Genomic DNA, 13,204 nt, shown 5'->3' with positions numbered 1-13,204 from the left:
CATACTGGCGCGGGGTTTTTATTCCTTAAGAGAAAAAGGCCGCGAAATGACGCGGTTTTGAGCCTTTTTTCGCGCCTTTCCTACTTGACGGGGTCCCCAATTCGGCGCTTGTAGGCGGCTTCGGATGGCGTGTGGCTCCCCCCCGAATATCAGTGAGCCCATTACGTCGTGCAACTGAGCGCCGGGGCGCTGAGCTGTCCAATCCTCTTCACCGTTTTTCCCGATTCCATAGGACGGACCCACATGAGCAAAAAAGACCTGATCGACGCCGTTGCAAAAGAGTGTGAGCTGACGAAGGAGAAGGCCGGCAGCGTCGTTGACGCCGTGCTCGCCCACATTCGCAACACCATGAAGGAAGGCCATGAAGTGCGCATTCCTGACTTCGGCACCTTCAAGGTCGCCAAGCGCAAAGCACGCGAAGGCCGCAACCCCGCAACGGGCGAGACGATCAAGATCGCTGCCGCTGTCGTGCCAAAATTTACGCCGGCCAAAGGCCTCAAGGAAGCGCTCAACTGAGCGCATTCCGTTAGCCGAGTATTCCTGAAGGGCGTGCCGCGAGGTGTGCCCTTCTTTCGTTCTGCCGAGCCGCGTTTGCAACTTCGCGAGAAGTCGTGAACGGCGCCTTGTGCGTTTGCTTTTGACTAAAGCGGTAATCCGCATTAGGCAGTCGGCTATCGATCTTGGCGGACGCGCTCTGACTAGGCGTGTGCCGCGCGCGGTACGGTCCGCAGTTTCGGGAGGTTAGCTCAGCGGTAGAGCGTCTCGTTTACACCGAGAATGTCGGGGGTTCGATCCCCTCACCTCCCACCACTTTCATCCCCTTCGCTAAATACGCTCGTTGCGTGAAGCTTTTCCATAGTTGGAGATAATCGATGTCGCTTTCGATGTATCAGGCTTGTGTGCCTGCCTTGGTGCGCACGCTAACCCAGCTCGACCTAATTCTCGATAAGGCGGCGAACCATGCGCGTGTGCATAACATCGATCCATCGGTGCTGCTGTCAGCGCGACTTTATCCCGACATGTTCACGTGCGCTCGCCAGGTTCAGATCGTGACGGACTTCTGCAAGGGCGCGAGCCATCGGCTAGCGGGCCGTGATGTTCCGGTGTGGGCCGATGAGGAAAGTACATTTGCCGAATTGAAGGATCGCGTAGCCAAGACGCGGGCGCTTCTTGAGACTTTCGCACCCGCCGACATCGACGGCTCCGAGGATCGCGACATAACGCTGAAACTCTCTGGTATGTCGGTGAAGTTCAAGGGCCAGTCCTACCTGCTGCAATTCGTGCTGCCCAACGTGTATTTTCACGCAGCTACCGCCTACGGCATCCTTCGTCACAACGGCGTGGAGCTTGGCAAGATGGATTTCATCGGCCCGCTGGGTTGAGCCAGGAAGGCAGGGTGCGATGACGCCGGAGGCCCTTACCGCTTTGGCCCTCGCCGCATTGGCCGGGGCGCTCTTCTGGCGGCGCTGGTATCTCGCCGCCCTGGCCGGAGCCGTCGTCTTTCTTTGCGCGGAATTGGGCGTCGGTGCCTTTACAGGCGGGCTGGCGGGAATTGTCGATATGGCCCAGACGGCATACCTGATGGTGGGTAATTTGGTTTTCGTGGACCCTCTCATTGGCGCTGCGGCCGGATTATCGGGATTTGCACTGGTGCGGCTTTACAAGCGGCTGGTCCATCAGGCCACCTGATAGCGTCATCAAGCGTCTTGACGAGGCCGTGCGGTTCACGTATTCCCACGCCTGTGACCGCGGGCGCTCATGGAAAGGCGCCCGTCGCTTTTTTGGTTTGCGGGAGTAGCTCAGTTGGTTAGAGCGCCGCCCTGTCACGGCGGAGGCCGCGGGTTCAAGTCCCGTCTCTCGCGCCATTTGCCTCTCAGAAAAATCTTGTTTGCGCACGTGGCTCGCGGCCGCGGAGCACCTAGTGTGACCCTCGGCCCGGTTGCGCTGCACCACATGCTGGTCTAACAAGCATGGTATTCGCGAATCCGGCTCAGTGGCCCCAACCGGCGGAGCCGCCCGGGATGTTTCGCGTCTTGGCCCCTGGCCGGCAAAGAGATGCGCATGACCGACCTCTTCAATCACTACTTACCGCTGGTAATCTTCATCGGTGTGGCGTTGTTCATCGGTGGGGCCCTCATGCTCGCGCCCTTTCTGGTTGCCGTGCGCAACCCCGATCCTGAGAAGGTATCGGCCTACGAGTGCGGCTTCAACGCCTTCGACGACGCGCGCATGAAGTTCGATGTGCGCTTCTATCTTGTGTCGATCCTGTTCATCATCTTCGACCTCGAAGTTGCGTTCCTGTTTCCTTGGGCCGTCGCTTTCAAGGAGATCGGGAGCTTTGGGTTCTGGTCGATGATGGTGTTTCTTGGCGTTCTGACCGTCGGCTTCATCTACGAGTGGAAGAAAGGTGCGCTCGAATGGGAGTGACCCGCGACGACGCAGTTCTTTTCGAGCGCGTGTTCGACCGTGTGCGCGAAGGTGCAACGGGTGGCGCGCCGTCTGGGATCATCAGGCCGGATGATCCCTTCTTCACAACAGTGAACGACGAGCTTGCCGATAAGGGCTTCCTCGTCACCACGACCGACGATCTGATCAACTGGGCGCGCACGGGTTCGCTCATGTGGATGACATTCGGTCTGGCCTGCTGCGCTGTCGAGATGATGCAAGCCTCGATGCCACGCTATGATCTGGAACGCTTTGGCTTTGCGCCGCGCGCTTCCCCGCGCCAGTCGGACGTGATGATCGTTGCTGGCACGCTGACCAACAAGATGGCGCCCGCCTTGCGCAAGGTCTACGACCAGATGCCCGAGCCGCGCTATGTGATCTCGATGGGATCCTGCGCCAACGGTGGCGGTTACTACCACTATTCTTATGCGGTGGTGCGCGGTTGCGACCGCATCGTGCCGGTGGATATCTACGTGCCGGGCTGCCCGCCCACGGCAGAGGCGCTCCTTTATGGCGTGCTGCTTCTCCAGCGCAAGATCCGCCGCACGGGAACGATCGAGCGGTAACGCCCGCGACGGGTTGGAGGGATCACTCGCCGCCGTCGTTACGCCTGATGCCTTTATGGAAGTGCGCCTTTACGGAATTGCCATGACAAATCTCAACGAACTCGGCAGTCACATCCAGGCGAACCTGCCCGACAAGATCGTCGGAAGCGTTGTCGCTTTTGACGAATTGACCCTGACGTGCGGTGCGGATGATCTGACCGCACTCCTCACGCTGTTGCGCGACGATGAGAAGTGCCAGTTCGAGGTGCTGATCGACATCTGCGGCGTCGACTATCCCGAGCGCGCAAAACGCTTCGATGTCGTCTACCATTTGCTGTCGCCGCGTCTCAATCAGCGCATCCGCGTCAAGGTGCAGGCTGACGACGTAACGCCGGTCCCTTCGGTGAATGACGTCTTTCCAGCCGCCGATTGGTATGAACGGGAGGCCTACGACATGTACGGCATCCGCTTCTTGGGCCATCCGGATTTGCGCCGCCTGCTCACCGACTATGGCTTCCAGGGCTATCCGCTGCGCAAGGATTTCCCGCTCACCGGTTATGTCGAAGTGCGCTACGACGACGAGCAGAAGCGCGTTGTGTACGAGCCCGTGAAGCTGACGCAGGATTTCCGCAACTTTGATTTCGAAAGTCCCTGGGAGGGTACGCAATACGTTCTGCCCGGTGACGAAAAGGCAAGTGGAGCCTGACGGGCGATGAAACCTACCCTTCAGCCCGGCGCCAAGACCGAGTTCTCGTTTCGCGTTCCTGCGAGCAAGACGGTCCCTCATCTCTACCCAGAAGCGCACGAGTTCCAGCAGATGCCCAAGGTGTTCGCCACCGGGTTCATGGTTGGGCTGATGGAATGGACGTGCCTGAAGGTGCTGGAGAACCATCTCGATGAGGGCGAAGGCTCACTTGGAATACACATCAACGTGTCGCATCTGGCGGCGACTGTGCCCCATCAAGTGGTGACGGTGCAGGCGGAAGTGACCAAGGTTGAAGGCCGACACGTGTCGTTTCACGTCAAGGCTAGCGACGAGTTCGACGTGATCGGCGAAGGCGAGCATGAACGCATGATTGTCGCATGGGAAAAGTTTGTCGCGCGGGTCAACGACAAAGCAAAACGCGCTCGGGTGGCGGGAATTTAGACGTCGTAGCGTCAGCTCGATCCGGGGCGGACGCGCGGTGCAAGATGAGAGACTGGGCATAACATGGCCGAAGCAGAGATCAGAAACTTCAACATCAACTTCGGGCCGCAGCATCCCGCTGCGCACGGCGTGTTGCGCCTCGTGCTGGAGCTTGACGGCGAAGTGGTGGAGCGGGTCGATCCGCACGTCGGGTTGCTCCATCGTGGCACCGAAAAACTGATTGAGCACAAGACTTACTTGCAGGCGATCGGCTATTTCGACCGTCTCGACTACGTTGCGCCGATGAACCAGGAGCACGCCTTCTGCCTGGCGGCGGAGAGGTTGCTCGGTCTGGAAGTGCCGCGCCGAGGACAGCTGATCCGCGTGCTCTATTCCGAGATCGGCCGCCTGCTGTCTCATCTTCTCAACGTCACGACCCAGGCCATGGACGTCGGCGCGCTGACCCCGCCGCTTTGGGGCTTTGAAGAGCGCGAGAAGTTGATGGTGTTTTATGAGCGTGCGTCGGGTTCTCGTATGCACGCAAAGTATTTCCGCATCGGTGGCGTGCACCAGGATTTGCCCGAGCAGCTCATCGACGACATCTATGCGTGGTGCGATCCGTTCCTCAAGGTGTGCGACGACATCGAAGGGCTGTTGACAGGTAATCGCATCTTCAAACAGCGCAACGTCGATATCGGTGTGGTGTCGCTGGAAGACGCTTTCCGCTACGGCTTCTCGGGCGTGATGGTTCGCGGCTCTGGCGCGGTGTGGGACCTGCGCAAGGCGCAACCGTATGAATGCTATGCCGAGATGGATTTCGATATTCCGATCGGCAAGAACGGTGACTGCTACGATCGCTATCTGGTGCGCATGGCCGAGATGCGCGAGAGCGTGAAGATCATGAAGCAGGCTTGCGAGAAGCTGAAGAGCGCCGACGGTCAAGGGCCCGTCTCGGCCGATAACAAGAAGGTCGTACCGCCCAAGCGGGGCGAGATGAAGCGCTCCATGGAGGCGCTGATCCATCACTTCAAGCTTTACACCGAAGGCTTTCATGTGCCGGCGGGCGAAGTCTATGCGGCGGTCGAAGCGCCCAAGGGAGAGTTCGGCGTCTATCTCGTGGCCGATGGCTCCAACAAGCCGTACCGTTGTAAGATCCGCGCACCGGGCTTTCCGCATCTGGCGGCGATGGACTTCATGAATCGCGGTCACATGCTGGCGGACGTTTCGGCCATCATCGGCTCGCTCGACATCGTGTTCGGTGAGATCGACCGCTAAAAGCTTTGAAAACATCTGCGCAGAGCGCGAGGTGGCGGTTGTTCCGTCGCCATCAGGAGATGACATGTCTGAATTGCCAAGGTGTCCGAAGTGCAACTCGGAGCACACGTATGAAGATGGCGCTTTGCTGGTTTGTCCCGAGTGCGCACACGAATGGAGCGCAGATGCGCCGATTGCTGCAAATGAGGACGAGGTGCGCGTCGTCAAGGACGCCGTCGGCAATGTGCTTGCCGATGGCGACAGCGTGACGGTCATCAAGGATCTGAAGATCAAGGGATCGTCCTCGGTGGTGAAGATCGGCACCAAGGTTCGCAATATCCGTCTCGTCGATGGGACGGGCGGGCACGATATCGACTGCAAGATCGACGGCGTCGGCCCGATGCAGTTGAAGAGTGAGTTCGTCAAGAAGGCTTGAGGGCCCATGGGGAGCGTTCGGGGCTGCCGTGTGCATTGGGGAGGACGCGCCAATTGTGGCCGGACTTGTGTGCGCAGCAAAGGCGGTCGTGTCCTGGCGAGAATGGCAGAATAGACCCAATAAGCCCGCAATCAGGTCAGTCTGACCGCCGTTGGCTCTCGGCCTATCGGGCAGGCCGCACGCAGAGGAAGGCGTTTTGGCCGCCTTAACCTCGCTGCGCGCGTGGGCTAGCGCCTGCCATAAAGCATTGATAAGCAGCGTTAGGACGGATGCGGAGCGGCCAGAGGCCAGGTGCGCAGTATCCTGTGTGTGACCGGGAGTAGTTTCACCCATGATGGACAATTTATTCCTCCTCGCCGTGGCCTCCTTCGGCTTTGGATTGAGCCTTGCCACCTATCGTCTGTTCGCCAAGTCAAACGGCTGGCCTATGGGCGCGCTGCAGGCGGATTTGCCCTTCATTCCAGTTCTGATTGGCCTTGTGGGGCTGTTTTCGGGCCTCGCATTTGCGACCGCCCGCGGCGTTGACGACGGGGGATGGTTCATTATCGGCCTCGGCCTGTTGCTGGCACTTATTTGGACGGGCTTCCTGCGGGTAGGCTCTCAGATCGGGCTGTTCATCGTCCCGATTGTCACATTCCTGCTGCTGTTGGGTTGGCTGTCAGTACCGCTTGGATATTCGGAACGAAAGTGGGCCAACGAGCAGCCCACCGAGACGCTGCGCCGCCGGGGCATTTTGCAAGATAAGCCCGGAACGATCCCCGCAGAGCCCGACACCAGCTCGCAGCGTTGACCCCGATCAACTAGTTCTCTGAACGGACAAGCTTTTCGTCGCACCCCGAAATTGAATTTTCCGGGGCTGCGCTGCTTTTGTCCTAGTCTCAACGGCTTGCGTTGAAGCCCCGATCCTCGTACTGCATCAATACAGTAAATAGGCCGAATGCGGGGGCATCCCGTGATTGCTGCAATGCGTTATAGTCGCTGCGCAGCCGACTCGCGCTCGGCCCAACGAGGAGCCGCCGATGGCCGTTCGCCGTCTATATCCCGACCAGCCCGCCCACTTCGCATTCGATGCTGATAATCTGACCTGGGCCAAGGCGCAGATCGCAAAGTTTCCCGAAGGAAAGCAGGCCGCCGCAATCATTCCGTTGTTGTGGCGCGCGCAGGAGCAGGCAGGCGGCTGGCTGCCCGAACCGGCGATCCGCTGCGTCACCGACATGCTGGGCATGGCGCACATTCGCGGCCTCGAAGTGGCGACCTTCTACACGATGTTCCAGCTCGCACCGGTCGGCACGCACGCGCACGTGCAGGTTTGCGGCACTACGCCGTGCATGTTGCGCGGCTCAGGCGCGCTGATCGAAACCTGCAAGCGGCGTATTCATCCCGAGCAGCATCATGTTTCCGCCGACGGCAAGACATCGTGGGAGGAAGTGGAGTGCCTGGGCTCGTGCGCCAACGCACCGATGGTTCAGATCTGGAAGGACACCTATGAAGATCTGACCCCGGCGGCGCTCGAAGCCATCATCGATATGTTCGAGGCGGGCGAGAAGCCTGTGGCGGGACCACAGAGTGGCCGCAAGGCGTCGTGTCCTGAGGGTGGGCCGACGACGCTCACCGATGCAACGCTATACGACGGCTCGTCCATCGGGGCCTGGAAAAAGCGCTTTGAAGATACTTCAGAGACAGTGGCGACCGTCGCCGCAGCACCTCCGCCAACCGGAACCGCGGCGGCCCCATCTGCGCAGCCTGCACCAAAGGCCGCGGATGCGCCGCCTGCGGCGCTGGCGGCGATCGCGAACGCGGGCCTTGTTAAAGAACTCAATGAGCGGGGCAGCGGCAAACCGATGTCGGCCGATGAGCTGGCCAGGCTCAAGACAACCACGCAAGCTGCGCAAGTGACAGCCGATGCCAAGAAGACGGATGCGAAGGAGGGGACGGGTGGAAAGCCCGAGCTGCTTTCTCAGCCGCGCGAAGGGAAGGGCGATGACCTGACTCTCATCTGGGGCGTTGCCGACAAGCTCGCCGAGAAACTCAACGGCCTCGGCATCTGGCACTTCGACCAGATCGCCAAGTGGACGCCAGACCACGTCGTCTGGTTCGAAGAGGCGATGGGAGGCGCATTCAAAGGCCGCGTGATCCGCGACAAGTGGATCGAGCAATGCGAAAAGCTTGCGAGCGGCTGGCGGCCTGAATCGAATGTCGGCGATCGGCCGAAGGGGTAATCGACATGCTTCAAGATCGCGACCGTATCTTCCGTAACATCTATGGCTTTCATGACGTGGGGCTGAAGGGCGCGATCTCGCGGGGCGCGTGGGACGGCACAAAGTTCTTCATCGACAAGGGGCACGACTGGATCATCAACGAGGTGAAGGGTTCAGGGCTGCGCGGACGCGGCGGCGCGGGCTTTCCCACCGGCCTCAAGTGGTCGTTTATGCCCAAGGCAGATCCACGTCCCAGCTATCTCGTCGTCAACGCCGACGAGTCCGAGCCCGGATCCTGCAAGGATCGCGAGATCCTGCGCCATGACCCCCATCTACTGGTTGAAGGCGCGCTGCTGGCGTCCTTCGCAATGCGCGCACACACCTGCTTCATCTACGTGCGCGGTGAGTTCATCCGCGAGCGCGAAGCTCTCCAGCGCGCGATTGACGAAGCCTATGAGGCCAAGCTTATCGGCAAGAACAACGTCCATGGGTGGGATCTCGACATCTACGTCCACCATGGTGCGGGCGCTTATATCTGCGGCGAGGAAACCGCGCTCCTCGAAAGCCTGGAAGGTAAGAAGGGCCAGCCGCGCTTGAAGCCACCGTTCCCGGCGAACGCCGGTTTGTGGGGTTCGCCGACGACGATCAACAACGTCGAGTCGATCGCGGTTACGGGTGAAATCCTTCGGCGCGGCGCGGCGTGGTTTGCGGCGCTCGGACTGCCCAACAATACCGGCACCAAACTGTTCCAAATTTCCGGCCACGTAGAAAAGCCATGCGTGGTGGAGGAAGAAATGGGCATTCCGCTCAAGGTGCTGATTGAGCAGCACTGCGGCGGTGTGCGTGGTGGTTGGGACAATCTGCTGGCGGTGATCCCCGGCGGTTCGTCGGTGCGCTGTATCACGGCTGAGCAGGCAACCGACGTGACGATGGACTTTGACGCTCTGTCGAAGCTGGGATCGGGCCTTGGCACGGCGGCTGTGATCGTCATGGACAAGTCGACGGACATCATCGCGGCCATCCGGCGCATCTCCTACTTCTATAAACACGAGAGCTGCGGCCAGTGCACGCCCTGCCGTGAAGGCACCGGCTGGATGTGGCGCGTGCTGGAACGCATGGAGCGCGGTGAGGCCGAAAAACGCGAAATCGATCTTCTGTTTGAAGTGTCCAAGCAGATTGAGGGGCATACGATCTGTGCGCTGGGCGATGCGGCGGCATGGCCGGTGCAAGGTCTCATCAAGAACTTCCGCCCCGTCATCGAGGCGCGTATCGACCAGTATCAAGCAAAGCATTCGAAAGTGGCGGCGGAATAGAGCATGACCAAGAAGCTCATCATCGACGGCCAGGAAATCGAGGTAGAGGATCACCTCACCCTGTTGCAGGCCTGCGAGCAGGCTGGCGTGGAAATTCCACGCTTTTGCTATCACGAGCGCCTGTCAATTGCTGGCAACTGCCGCATGTGCCTCGTGGAAGCGCAGGGCGTGCCTAAGCCGGTTGCGTCTTGCGCCATGGGCGTCTCCGATCTGCCGCCCAACAAGGACGGAAGCCCCAAGCAGATTTCGACCAAGAGCGCGCTCGTCAAAAAGGCGCGCGAAGGTGTGATGGAGTTCTTGCTCATCAACCACCCGCTTGATTGTCCCATCTGCGATCAGGGTGGTGAGTGCGACCTGCAAGATCAGGCGATGATGTTCGGCATGGGCGGCTCGCGCTATCATGAGAACAAGCGCGCGGTAGAAGAAAAGAACATCGGCCCGCTGATCAAGACGATGATGACGCGCTGCATCCATTGCACCCGTTGCGTGCGTTACATGACCGAGGTTGCTGGCGTCGAAGAACTCGGCCTCATCTCGCGCGGCGAGGACGCTGAGATCACCACCTACCTGGAGCAGGGCATTCTTTCAGAGATGAGCGCCAACGTTGTCGACCTGTGTCCGGTTGGCGCGCTCACCCACCGGCCTTGGGCTTTCAACGCCAGGCCGTGGGAGATGAAGAAGACTGAAGCCATTGACGCCATGGACGCTGTCGGATCAGCTATTCGCGTTGATACACGTGGCGGTGCGGTGATGCGCATCCTTCCGCGCAACAACGACGCGGTCAACGAAGAGTGGATCTCCGACAAGACGCGCCATGTGGCCGATGGCCTGAAAATCCAGCGTCTCGATACGCCGTATATCCGTAAGAGCGGCCGACTGGAGCCTGCAAGCTGGGATGAGGCTCTTGCGCTCGTTGGCGAGAAACTGAAGAGCGCCGATCCCTCCAAGATCGGCGCCATTGCCGGCGATCTCTGCGGCGCGGAAGAGATGTTCGCGTTGAAGGATCTGTTCACGCGGCTGGGATCCAAGAACCTCGATTGCCGCCAGGCCGGCGACAAACTCGATCCCAAGCTTGGCCGCGCGTCTTATGTATTCAACACCACGATCAATGGGATTGAGGAAGCGGATGCGATCCTCATCGTCGGATCCAATCCGCGCATCGAAGCGCCGGTTCTGAACTCCCGCATCCGCAAACGCTGGCGCACGGGCCAGCTCAAGCACATCGGTCTCATCGGCCCCAACGTGCCGTTGACTTATCCGGCAACGCATCTGGGTCCTGGAGCCGATACGCTTTCGGACGTGGCGAGTGGAGAGCATCCGTTCGCAAAGGTACTAAAGGAAGCGCAAAAGCCGATGGTCATCGTGGGGCAGGGTGCCTTTGCCCGGGTCGATGGTCTCGCCATCTTGGCGCTTGCCGCGCAAATTGCGCTGGCGGCCTGCGAGGGCAAGGACGCGGCCTGGAATGGCTTCAACGTTCTTCACGCGGCGGCCGCGCGGGTTGCGGGGCTCGATCTTGGTTTTGTACCGGGCGAAGGCGGTCGCGATCTGGCGGGCATCCTTCAGCCCGACATGCAGGTTGTTTACCTGCTCGGTGCCGATGAGTGCGATCTGGGCGCGTCGGGCGGCGCATTCACGATCTACCAGGGCAGTCATGGCGATCACGGCGCGGCGCGCGCGGACGTCATCCTGCCGGGAGCGGCTTATACCGAAAAGACGGTTACATACGTCAATACCGAGGGGCGCGCGCAGCAAACCTTGAAGGCGGCTTTCGCTCCCGGTCAGGCCAAGGAAGATTGGACGATCGTGCGTGCCTTGTCTGCCCACGCTGGCAAGACCCTACCCTATGACGATCTCAGTGCGCTGCGAGCTGCCATGTACAAGGCGGCGCCGCAACTTGCCGCTCACGACAGCGTGGAAAAGCGCGCCATGAGCGGACTTAGTATGCTCGCCAAGCTGTCGGGCACGCTATCGCCGGAGCCTTTCGCGCCGGCGATCGAGGATTTCTATCTCACAAATCCGGTAGCGCGTGCGTCCGCCGTCATGGCGGGGCTTAGCGCACTCAAGGCCAGCGCGCAGAAAAGCACATTGAAGGCGGCGGAGTAGGGATAAGATCATGCTCGAAGCGATCACCACCTTCATGAACGATTACGGTTGGCATCTGCTGGCCATCATCGGCTTCTCGCTGCTGATGCTCGTTGGGCTATTGTTGATCATCGCCTATCTGCTGCTGATGGACCGCAAGGTGTGGGCAGCCGTGCAGATGCGCCGTGGCCCCAACGTGGTCGGGCCGTTCGGTCTGTTCCAGTCGTTCGCCGACCTTTTGAAGTTCGTCTTCAAGGAGCCGGTCATTCCGGCGGGCGCCGATAAAACGGTGTTCCTGCTGGCGCCATTGGCAACCGCTACGTTCGCGCTGGCGTCCTGGGCCGTGATCCCCGTCAACGAGGGCAGCTTCTTTGGCCTTGCAGAAGGCAGGTGGGTGATCTCCGACATGAATGTCGGCGTGCTGTATCTGCTCGCGATCTCCTCGCTCGGCGTCTATGGCATCATCATGGGCGGTTGGGCGTCGAATTCGAAATATCCGTTCATGGGTGCGTTGCGCTCGGCCGCGCAGATGGTGAGCTACGAAGTGTCCATCGGTTTCGTGATCATCTGCGTGCTGTTGCTGGTCGGTTCGCTCAACATCACCGACGTCGTCAACGCGCAAAAGACTGGCCCTGGCACCCAAATGGGGCTGCCGAATTCGCTGCTTGATTGGCACTGGTTGGCGCTATTTCCGATGTTCGTGATCTTCTTCGTCTCGGCGCTGGCTGAGACGAACCGGCCGCCGTTCGATCTGGTGGAAGCGGAATCCGAGCTGGTCGCGGGTTTCATGGTTGAATATGGCTCCACGCCGTATCTGCTCTACATGCTGGGCGAGTACGTCGCGATCACCACCATGTGCGCGATGACGACAATCCTGTTCCTTGGCGGCTGGCTGCCGCCCCTAGATGTGTGGTGGCTCAACTGGGTGCCGGGCATCATCTGGTTCCTGTTTAAAGTCGTCTTCGTGTTCTTCCTGTTCGCGATGGCCAAGGCGATGGTGCCGCGCTACCGCTACGACCAGCTGATGCGGCTGGGATGGAAGGTCTTCCTGCCGCTGTCGCTGGTTGCTGTCGTGGCAACGGCAAGCTGGCTGCATTTCACGGGAACGGCGCCATGACGACGGGCCTCGCCGGGCTAGCCATTGGGCTGGTGGCGGGACTGATCAACTACGTGATGCTCGGCAAACTCGCCGAGCGTGTCGAAAAGGACGAGACGAAGAAAGTGCTGAAGATCGTAGGCGTCATGGATCTGGTTGTGCTGCCCCTGATGGGGTTCCTGATCGGCGAATACGTCTTTGGATAGAGGCTGAAAGCTCATGAATATCGCCCAGGGCGTAAAATCGCTATTCTTGACTGAGTTCGTTTCGGCGTTCTTCCTGACGATGCGCTACTTCTTCGCGCCCAAGAAGACGCTGAACTATCCTTATGAGAAGGGACCGCTGTCTCCCCGGTTCCGCGGCGAACATGCGCTGAGGCGCTATCCCAACGGCGAAGAGCGCTGCATTGCCTGCAAACTATGCGAGGCGATTTGCCCGGCCCAGGCAATCACGATCGAGGCCGGCCCGCGCCGCAATGACGGCACGCGGCGCACCACCCGATACGATATCGACATGACCAAGTGCATCTACTGCGGGCTGTGCCAAGAGGCCTGCCCAGTGGATGCAATCGTCGAGGGGCCGAACTTTGAGTTTGCCACCGAGACGCGCGAGGAGCTGTTCTACGACAAGCAGCGCCTCCTCGATAACGGCGACCGCTGGGAACGCGAGATCGCCAAGAACATCGCGCTCGACGCGAAGTACCGGTGAG

Annotated in this window: 16 protein-coding genes and 2 tRNA genes; all 18 read left to right on the top strand. The window is 60.1% G+C overall.

Annotated features, from left to right (window positions below; genetic code table 11):
- The first annotated feature begins 228 nt into the window (after positions 1 to 228).
- The 18 genes from R3D51_08650 to nuoI all read left to right on the top strand — a co-directional run bounded on the left by R3D51_08650 (position 229) and on the right by nuoI (position 13,203).
- Complete coding sequence (locus R3D51_08650; GenBank protein MEZ5899548.1) at positions 229 to 516, top strand: HU family DNA-binding protein; 288 nt, start codon at positions 229 to 231, stop codon at positions 514 to 516.
- 219 nt (positions 517 to 735) lie between these two features.
- Positions 736 to 810: transfer RNA gene (locus R3D51_08645), tRNA-Val, on the top strand.
- A gap of 62 nt (positions 811 to 872) precedes the next feature.
- Complete coding sequence (locus R3D51_08640; GenBank protein MEZ5899547.1) at positions 873 to 1,382, top strand: DUF1993 domain-containing protein; 510 nt, start codon at positions 873 to 875, stop codon at positions 1,380 to 1,382.
- Between the two features lie 19 nt (positions 1,383 to 1,401).
- Positions 1,402 to 1,689 carry a hypothetical protein gene (locus tag R3D51_08635; GenBank protein MEZ5899546.1) on the top strand — a complete coding sequence of 96 codons (288 nt, stop codon included), beginning with the start codon at positions 1,402 to 1,404 and terminating at the stop codon, positions 1,687 to 1,689.
- A gap of 99 nt (positions 1,690 to 1,788) precedes the next feature.
- A tRNA-Asp gene (locus tag R3D51_08630) sits at positions 1,789 to 1,865 on the top strand.
- Positions 1,866 to 2,061: 196 nt separating this feature from the next.
- A complete protein-coding gene (locus R3D51_08625; GenBank protein ID MEZ5899545.1) occupies positions 2,062 to 2,427 on the top strand; it encodes an NADH-quinone oxidoreductase subunit A in 366 nt (121 codons plus the stop codon).
- Positions 2,418 to 3,011, top strand: a complete 594-nt coding sequence (locus tag R3D51_08620) for an NADH-quinone oxidoreductase subunit B family protein (GenBank protein ID MEZ5899544.1) — start codon at positions 2,418 to 2,420, stop codon at positions 3,009 to 3,011. Before R3D51_08625 ends, R3D51_08620 begins: the two co-directional genes overlap by 10 nt.
- A gap of 82 nt (positions 3,012 to 3,093) precedes the next feature.
- Positions 3,094 to 3,696: an NADH-quinone oxidoreductase subunit C gene (locus R3D51_08615; GenBank protein MEZ5899543.1), complete on the top strand. Its 603-nt coding sequence runs from the start codon at positions 3,094 to 3,096 to the stop codon at positions 3,694 to 3,696.
- A gap of 6 nt (positions 3,697 to 3,702) precedes the next feature.
- Entirely contained in the window at positions 3,703 to 4,137 is a 435-nt protein-coding gene (locus R3D51_08610; protein ID MEZ5899542.1) for a thioesterase family protein, read from the top strand.
- 63 nt (positions 4,138 to 4,200) lie between these two features.
- Positions 4,201 to 5,391: an NADH-quinone oxidoreductase subunit D gene (locus tag R3D51_08605; GenBank protein MEZ5899541.1), complete on the top strand. Its 1,191-nt coding sequence runs from the start codon at positions 4,201 to 4,203 to the stop codon at positions 5,389 to 5,391.
- A 64-nt stretch (positions 5,392 to 5,455) separates the two neighbouring features.
- Positions 5,456 to 5,806: a zinc ribbon domain-containing protein YjdM gene (locus tag R3D51_08600; GenBank protein MEZ5899540.1), complete on the top strand. Its 351-nt coding sequence runs from the start codon at positions 5,456 to 5,458 to the stop codon at positions 5,804 to 5,806.
- Positions 5,807 to 6,137: 331 nt separating this feature from the next.
- Positions 6,138 to 6,596 carry a hypothetical protein gene (locus tag R3D51_08595; protein ID MEZ5899539.1) on the top strand — a complete coding sequence of 153 codons (459 nt, stop codon included), beginning with the start codon at positions 6,138 to 6,140 and terminating at the stop codon, positions 6,594 to 6,596.
- A gap of 229 nt (positions 6,597 to 6,825) precedes the next feature.
- On the top strand, positions 6,826 to 8,025 hold the full coding sequence (gene nuoE, locus R3D51_08590) for an NADH-quinone oxidoreductase subunit NuoE (protein ID MEZ5899538.1): 1,200 nt from the start codon (positions 6,826 to 6,828) through the stop codon (positions 8,023 to 8,025).
- Positions 8,026 to 8,030: 5 nt separating this feature from the next.
- Positions 8,031 to 9,317 carry an NADH-quinone oxidoreductase subunit NuoF gene (gene nuoF, locus R3D51_08585; protein MEZ5899537.1) on the top strand — a complete coding sequence of 429 codons (1,287 nt, stop codon included), beginning with the start codon at positions 8,031 to 8,033 and terminating at the stop codon, positions 9,315 to 9,317.
- 3 nt (positions 9,318 to 9,320) lie between these two features.
- The gene (nuoG, locus tag R3D51_08580; protein MEZ5899536.1) at positions 9,321 to 11,420 is read left to right on the top strand and encodes an NADH-quinone oxidoreductase subunit NuoG; all 2,100 of its coding nucleotides are present in this window, start codon (positions 9,321 to 9,323) and stop codon (positions 11,418 to 11,420) included.
- Between the two features lie 10 nt (positions 11,421 to 11,430).
- Positions 11,431 to 12,516, top strand: a complete 1,086-nt coding sequence (nuoH, locus tag R3D51_08575) for an NADH-quinone oxidoreductase subunit NuoH (GenBank protein ID MEZ5899535.1) — start codon at positions 11,431 to 11,433, stop codon at positions 12,514 to 12,516.
- On the top strand, positions 12,513 to 12,701 hold the full coding sequence (locus R3D51_08570) for a hypothetical protein (protein ID MEZ5899534.1): 189 nt from the start codon (positions 12,513 to 12,515) through the stop codon (positions 12,699 to 12,701). The genes nuoH and R3D51_08570 overlap by 4 nt, the downstream gene beginning before the upstream one ends.
- 13 nt (positions 12,702 to 12,714) lie before the next feature.
- On the top strand, positions 12,715 to 13,203 hold the full coding sequence (nuoI, locus tag R3D51_08565) for an NADH-quinone oxidoreductase subunit NuoI (protein ID MEZ5899533.1): 489 nt from the start codon (positions 12,715 to 12,717) through the stop codon (positions 13,201 to 13,203).
- Position 13,204: the final 1 nt, after the last annotated feature.

Source organism: Hyphomicrobiaceae bacterium, assembly GCA_041397645.1.
Taxonomy (GTDB): Bacteria; Pseudomonadota; Alphaproteobacteria; order Rhizobiales; family Hyphomicrobiaceae; genus Hyphomicrobium_B.
The sequence above is the reverse complement of the archived record's forward strand: the minus strand, read 5'-3'. Positions and strand labels throughout refer to the sequence as shown.

Coding starts and splice junctions, on each gene's coding strand:
- R3D51_08640 (MEZ5899547.1), top strand. CDS start 873: ATGTCGCTTTCGATGTATCAGGCTTGTGTGCCTGCCTTGGTGCGCACG.
- R3D51_08635 (MEZ5899546.1), top strand. CDS start 1,402: ATGACGCCGGAGGCCCTTACCGCTTTGGCCCTCGCCGCATTGGCCGGG.
- R3D51_08625 (MEZ5899545.1), top strand. CDS start 2,062: ATGACCGACCTCTTCAATCACTACTTACCGCTGGTAATCTTCATCGGT.
- R3D51_08620 (MEZ5899544.1), top strand. CDS start 2,418: ATGGGAGTGACCCGCGACGACGCAGTTCTTTTCGAGCGCGTGTTCGAC.
- R3D51_08615 (MEZ5899543.1), top strand. CDS start 3,094: ATGACAAATCTCAACGAACTCGGCAGTCACATCCAGGCGAACCTGCCC.
- R3D51_08610 (MEZ5899542.1), top strand. CDS start 3,703: ATGAAACCTACCCTTCAGCCCGGCGCCAAGACCGAGTTCTCGTTTCGC.
- R3D51_08605 (MEZ5899541.1), top strand. CDS start 4,201: ATGGCCGAAGCAGAGATCAGAAACTTCAACATCAACTTCGGGCCGCAG.
- R3D51_08600 (MEZ5899540.1), top strand. CDS start 5,456: ATGTCTGAATTGCCAAGGTGTCCGAAGTGCAACTCGGAGCACACGTAT.
- R3D51_08595 (MEZ5899539.1), top strand. CDS start 6,138: ATGATGGACAATTTATTCCTCCTCGCCGTGGCCTCCTTCGGCTTTGGA.
- nuoE (MEZ5899538.1), top strand. CDS start 6,826: ATGGCCGTTCGCCGTCTATATCCCGACCAGCCCGCCCACTTCGCATTC.
- nuoF (MEZ5899537.1), top strand. CDS start 8,031: ATGCTTCAAGATCGCGACCGTATCTTCCGTAACATCTATGGCTTTCAT.
- nuoG (MEZ5899536.1), top strand. CDS start 9,321: ATGACCAAGAAGCTCATCATCGACGGCCAGGAAATCGAGGTAGAGGAT.
- nuoH (MEZ5899535.1), top strand. CDS start 11,431: ATGCTCGAAGCGATCACCACCTTCATGAACGATTACGGTTGGCATCTG.
- R3D51_08570 (MEZ5899534.1), top strand. CDS start 12,513: ATGACGACGGGCCTCGCCGGGCTAGCCATTGGGCTGGTGGCGGGACTG.
- nuoI (MEZ5899533.1), top strand. CDS start 12,715: ATGAATATCGCCCAGGGCGTAAAATCGCTATTCTTGACTGAGTTCGTT.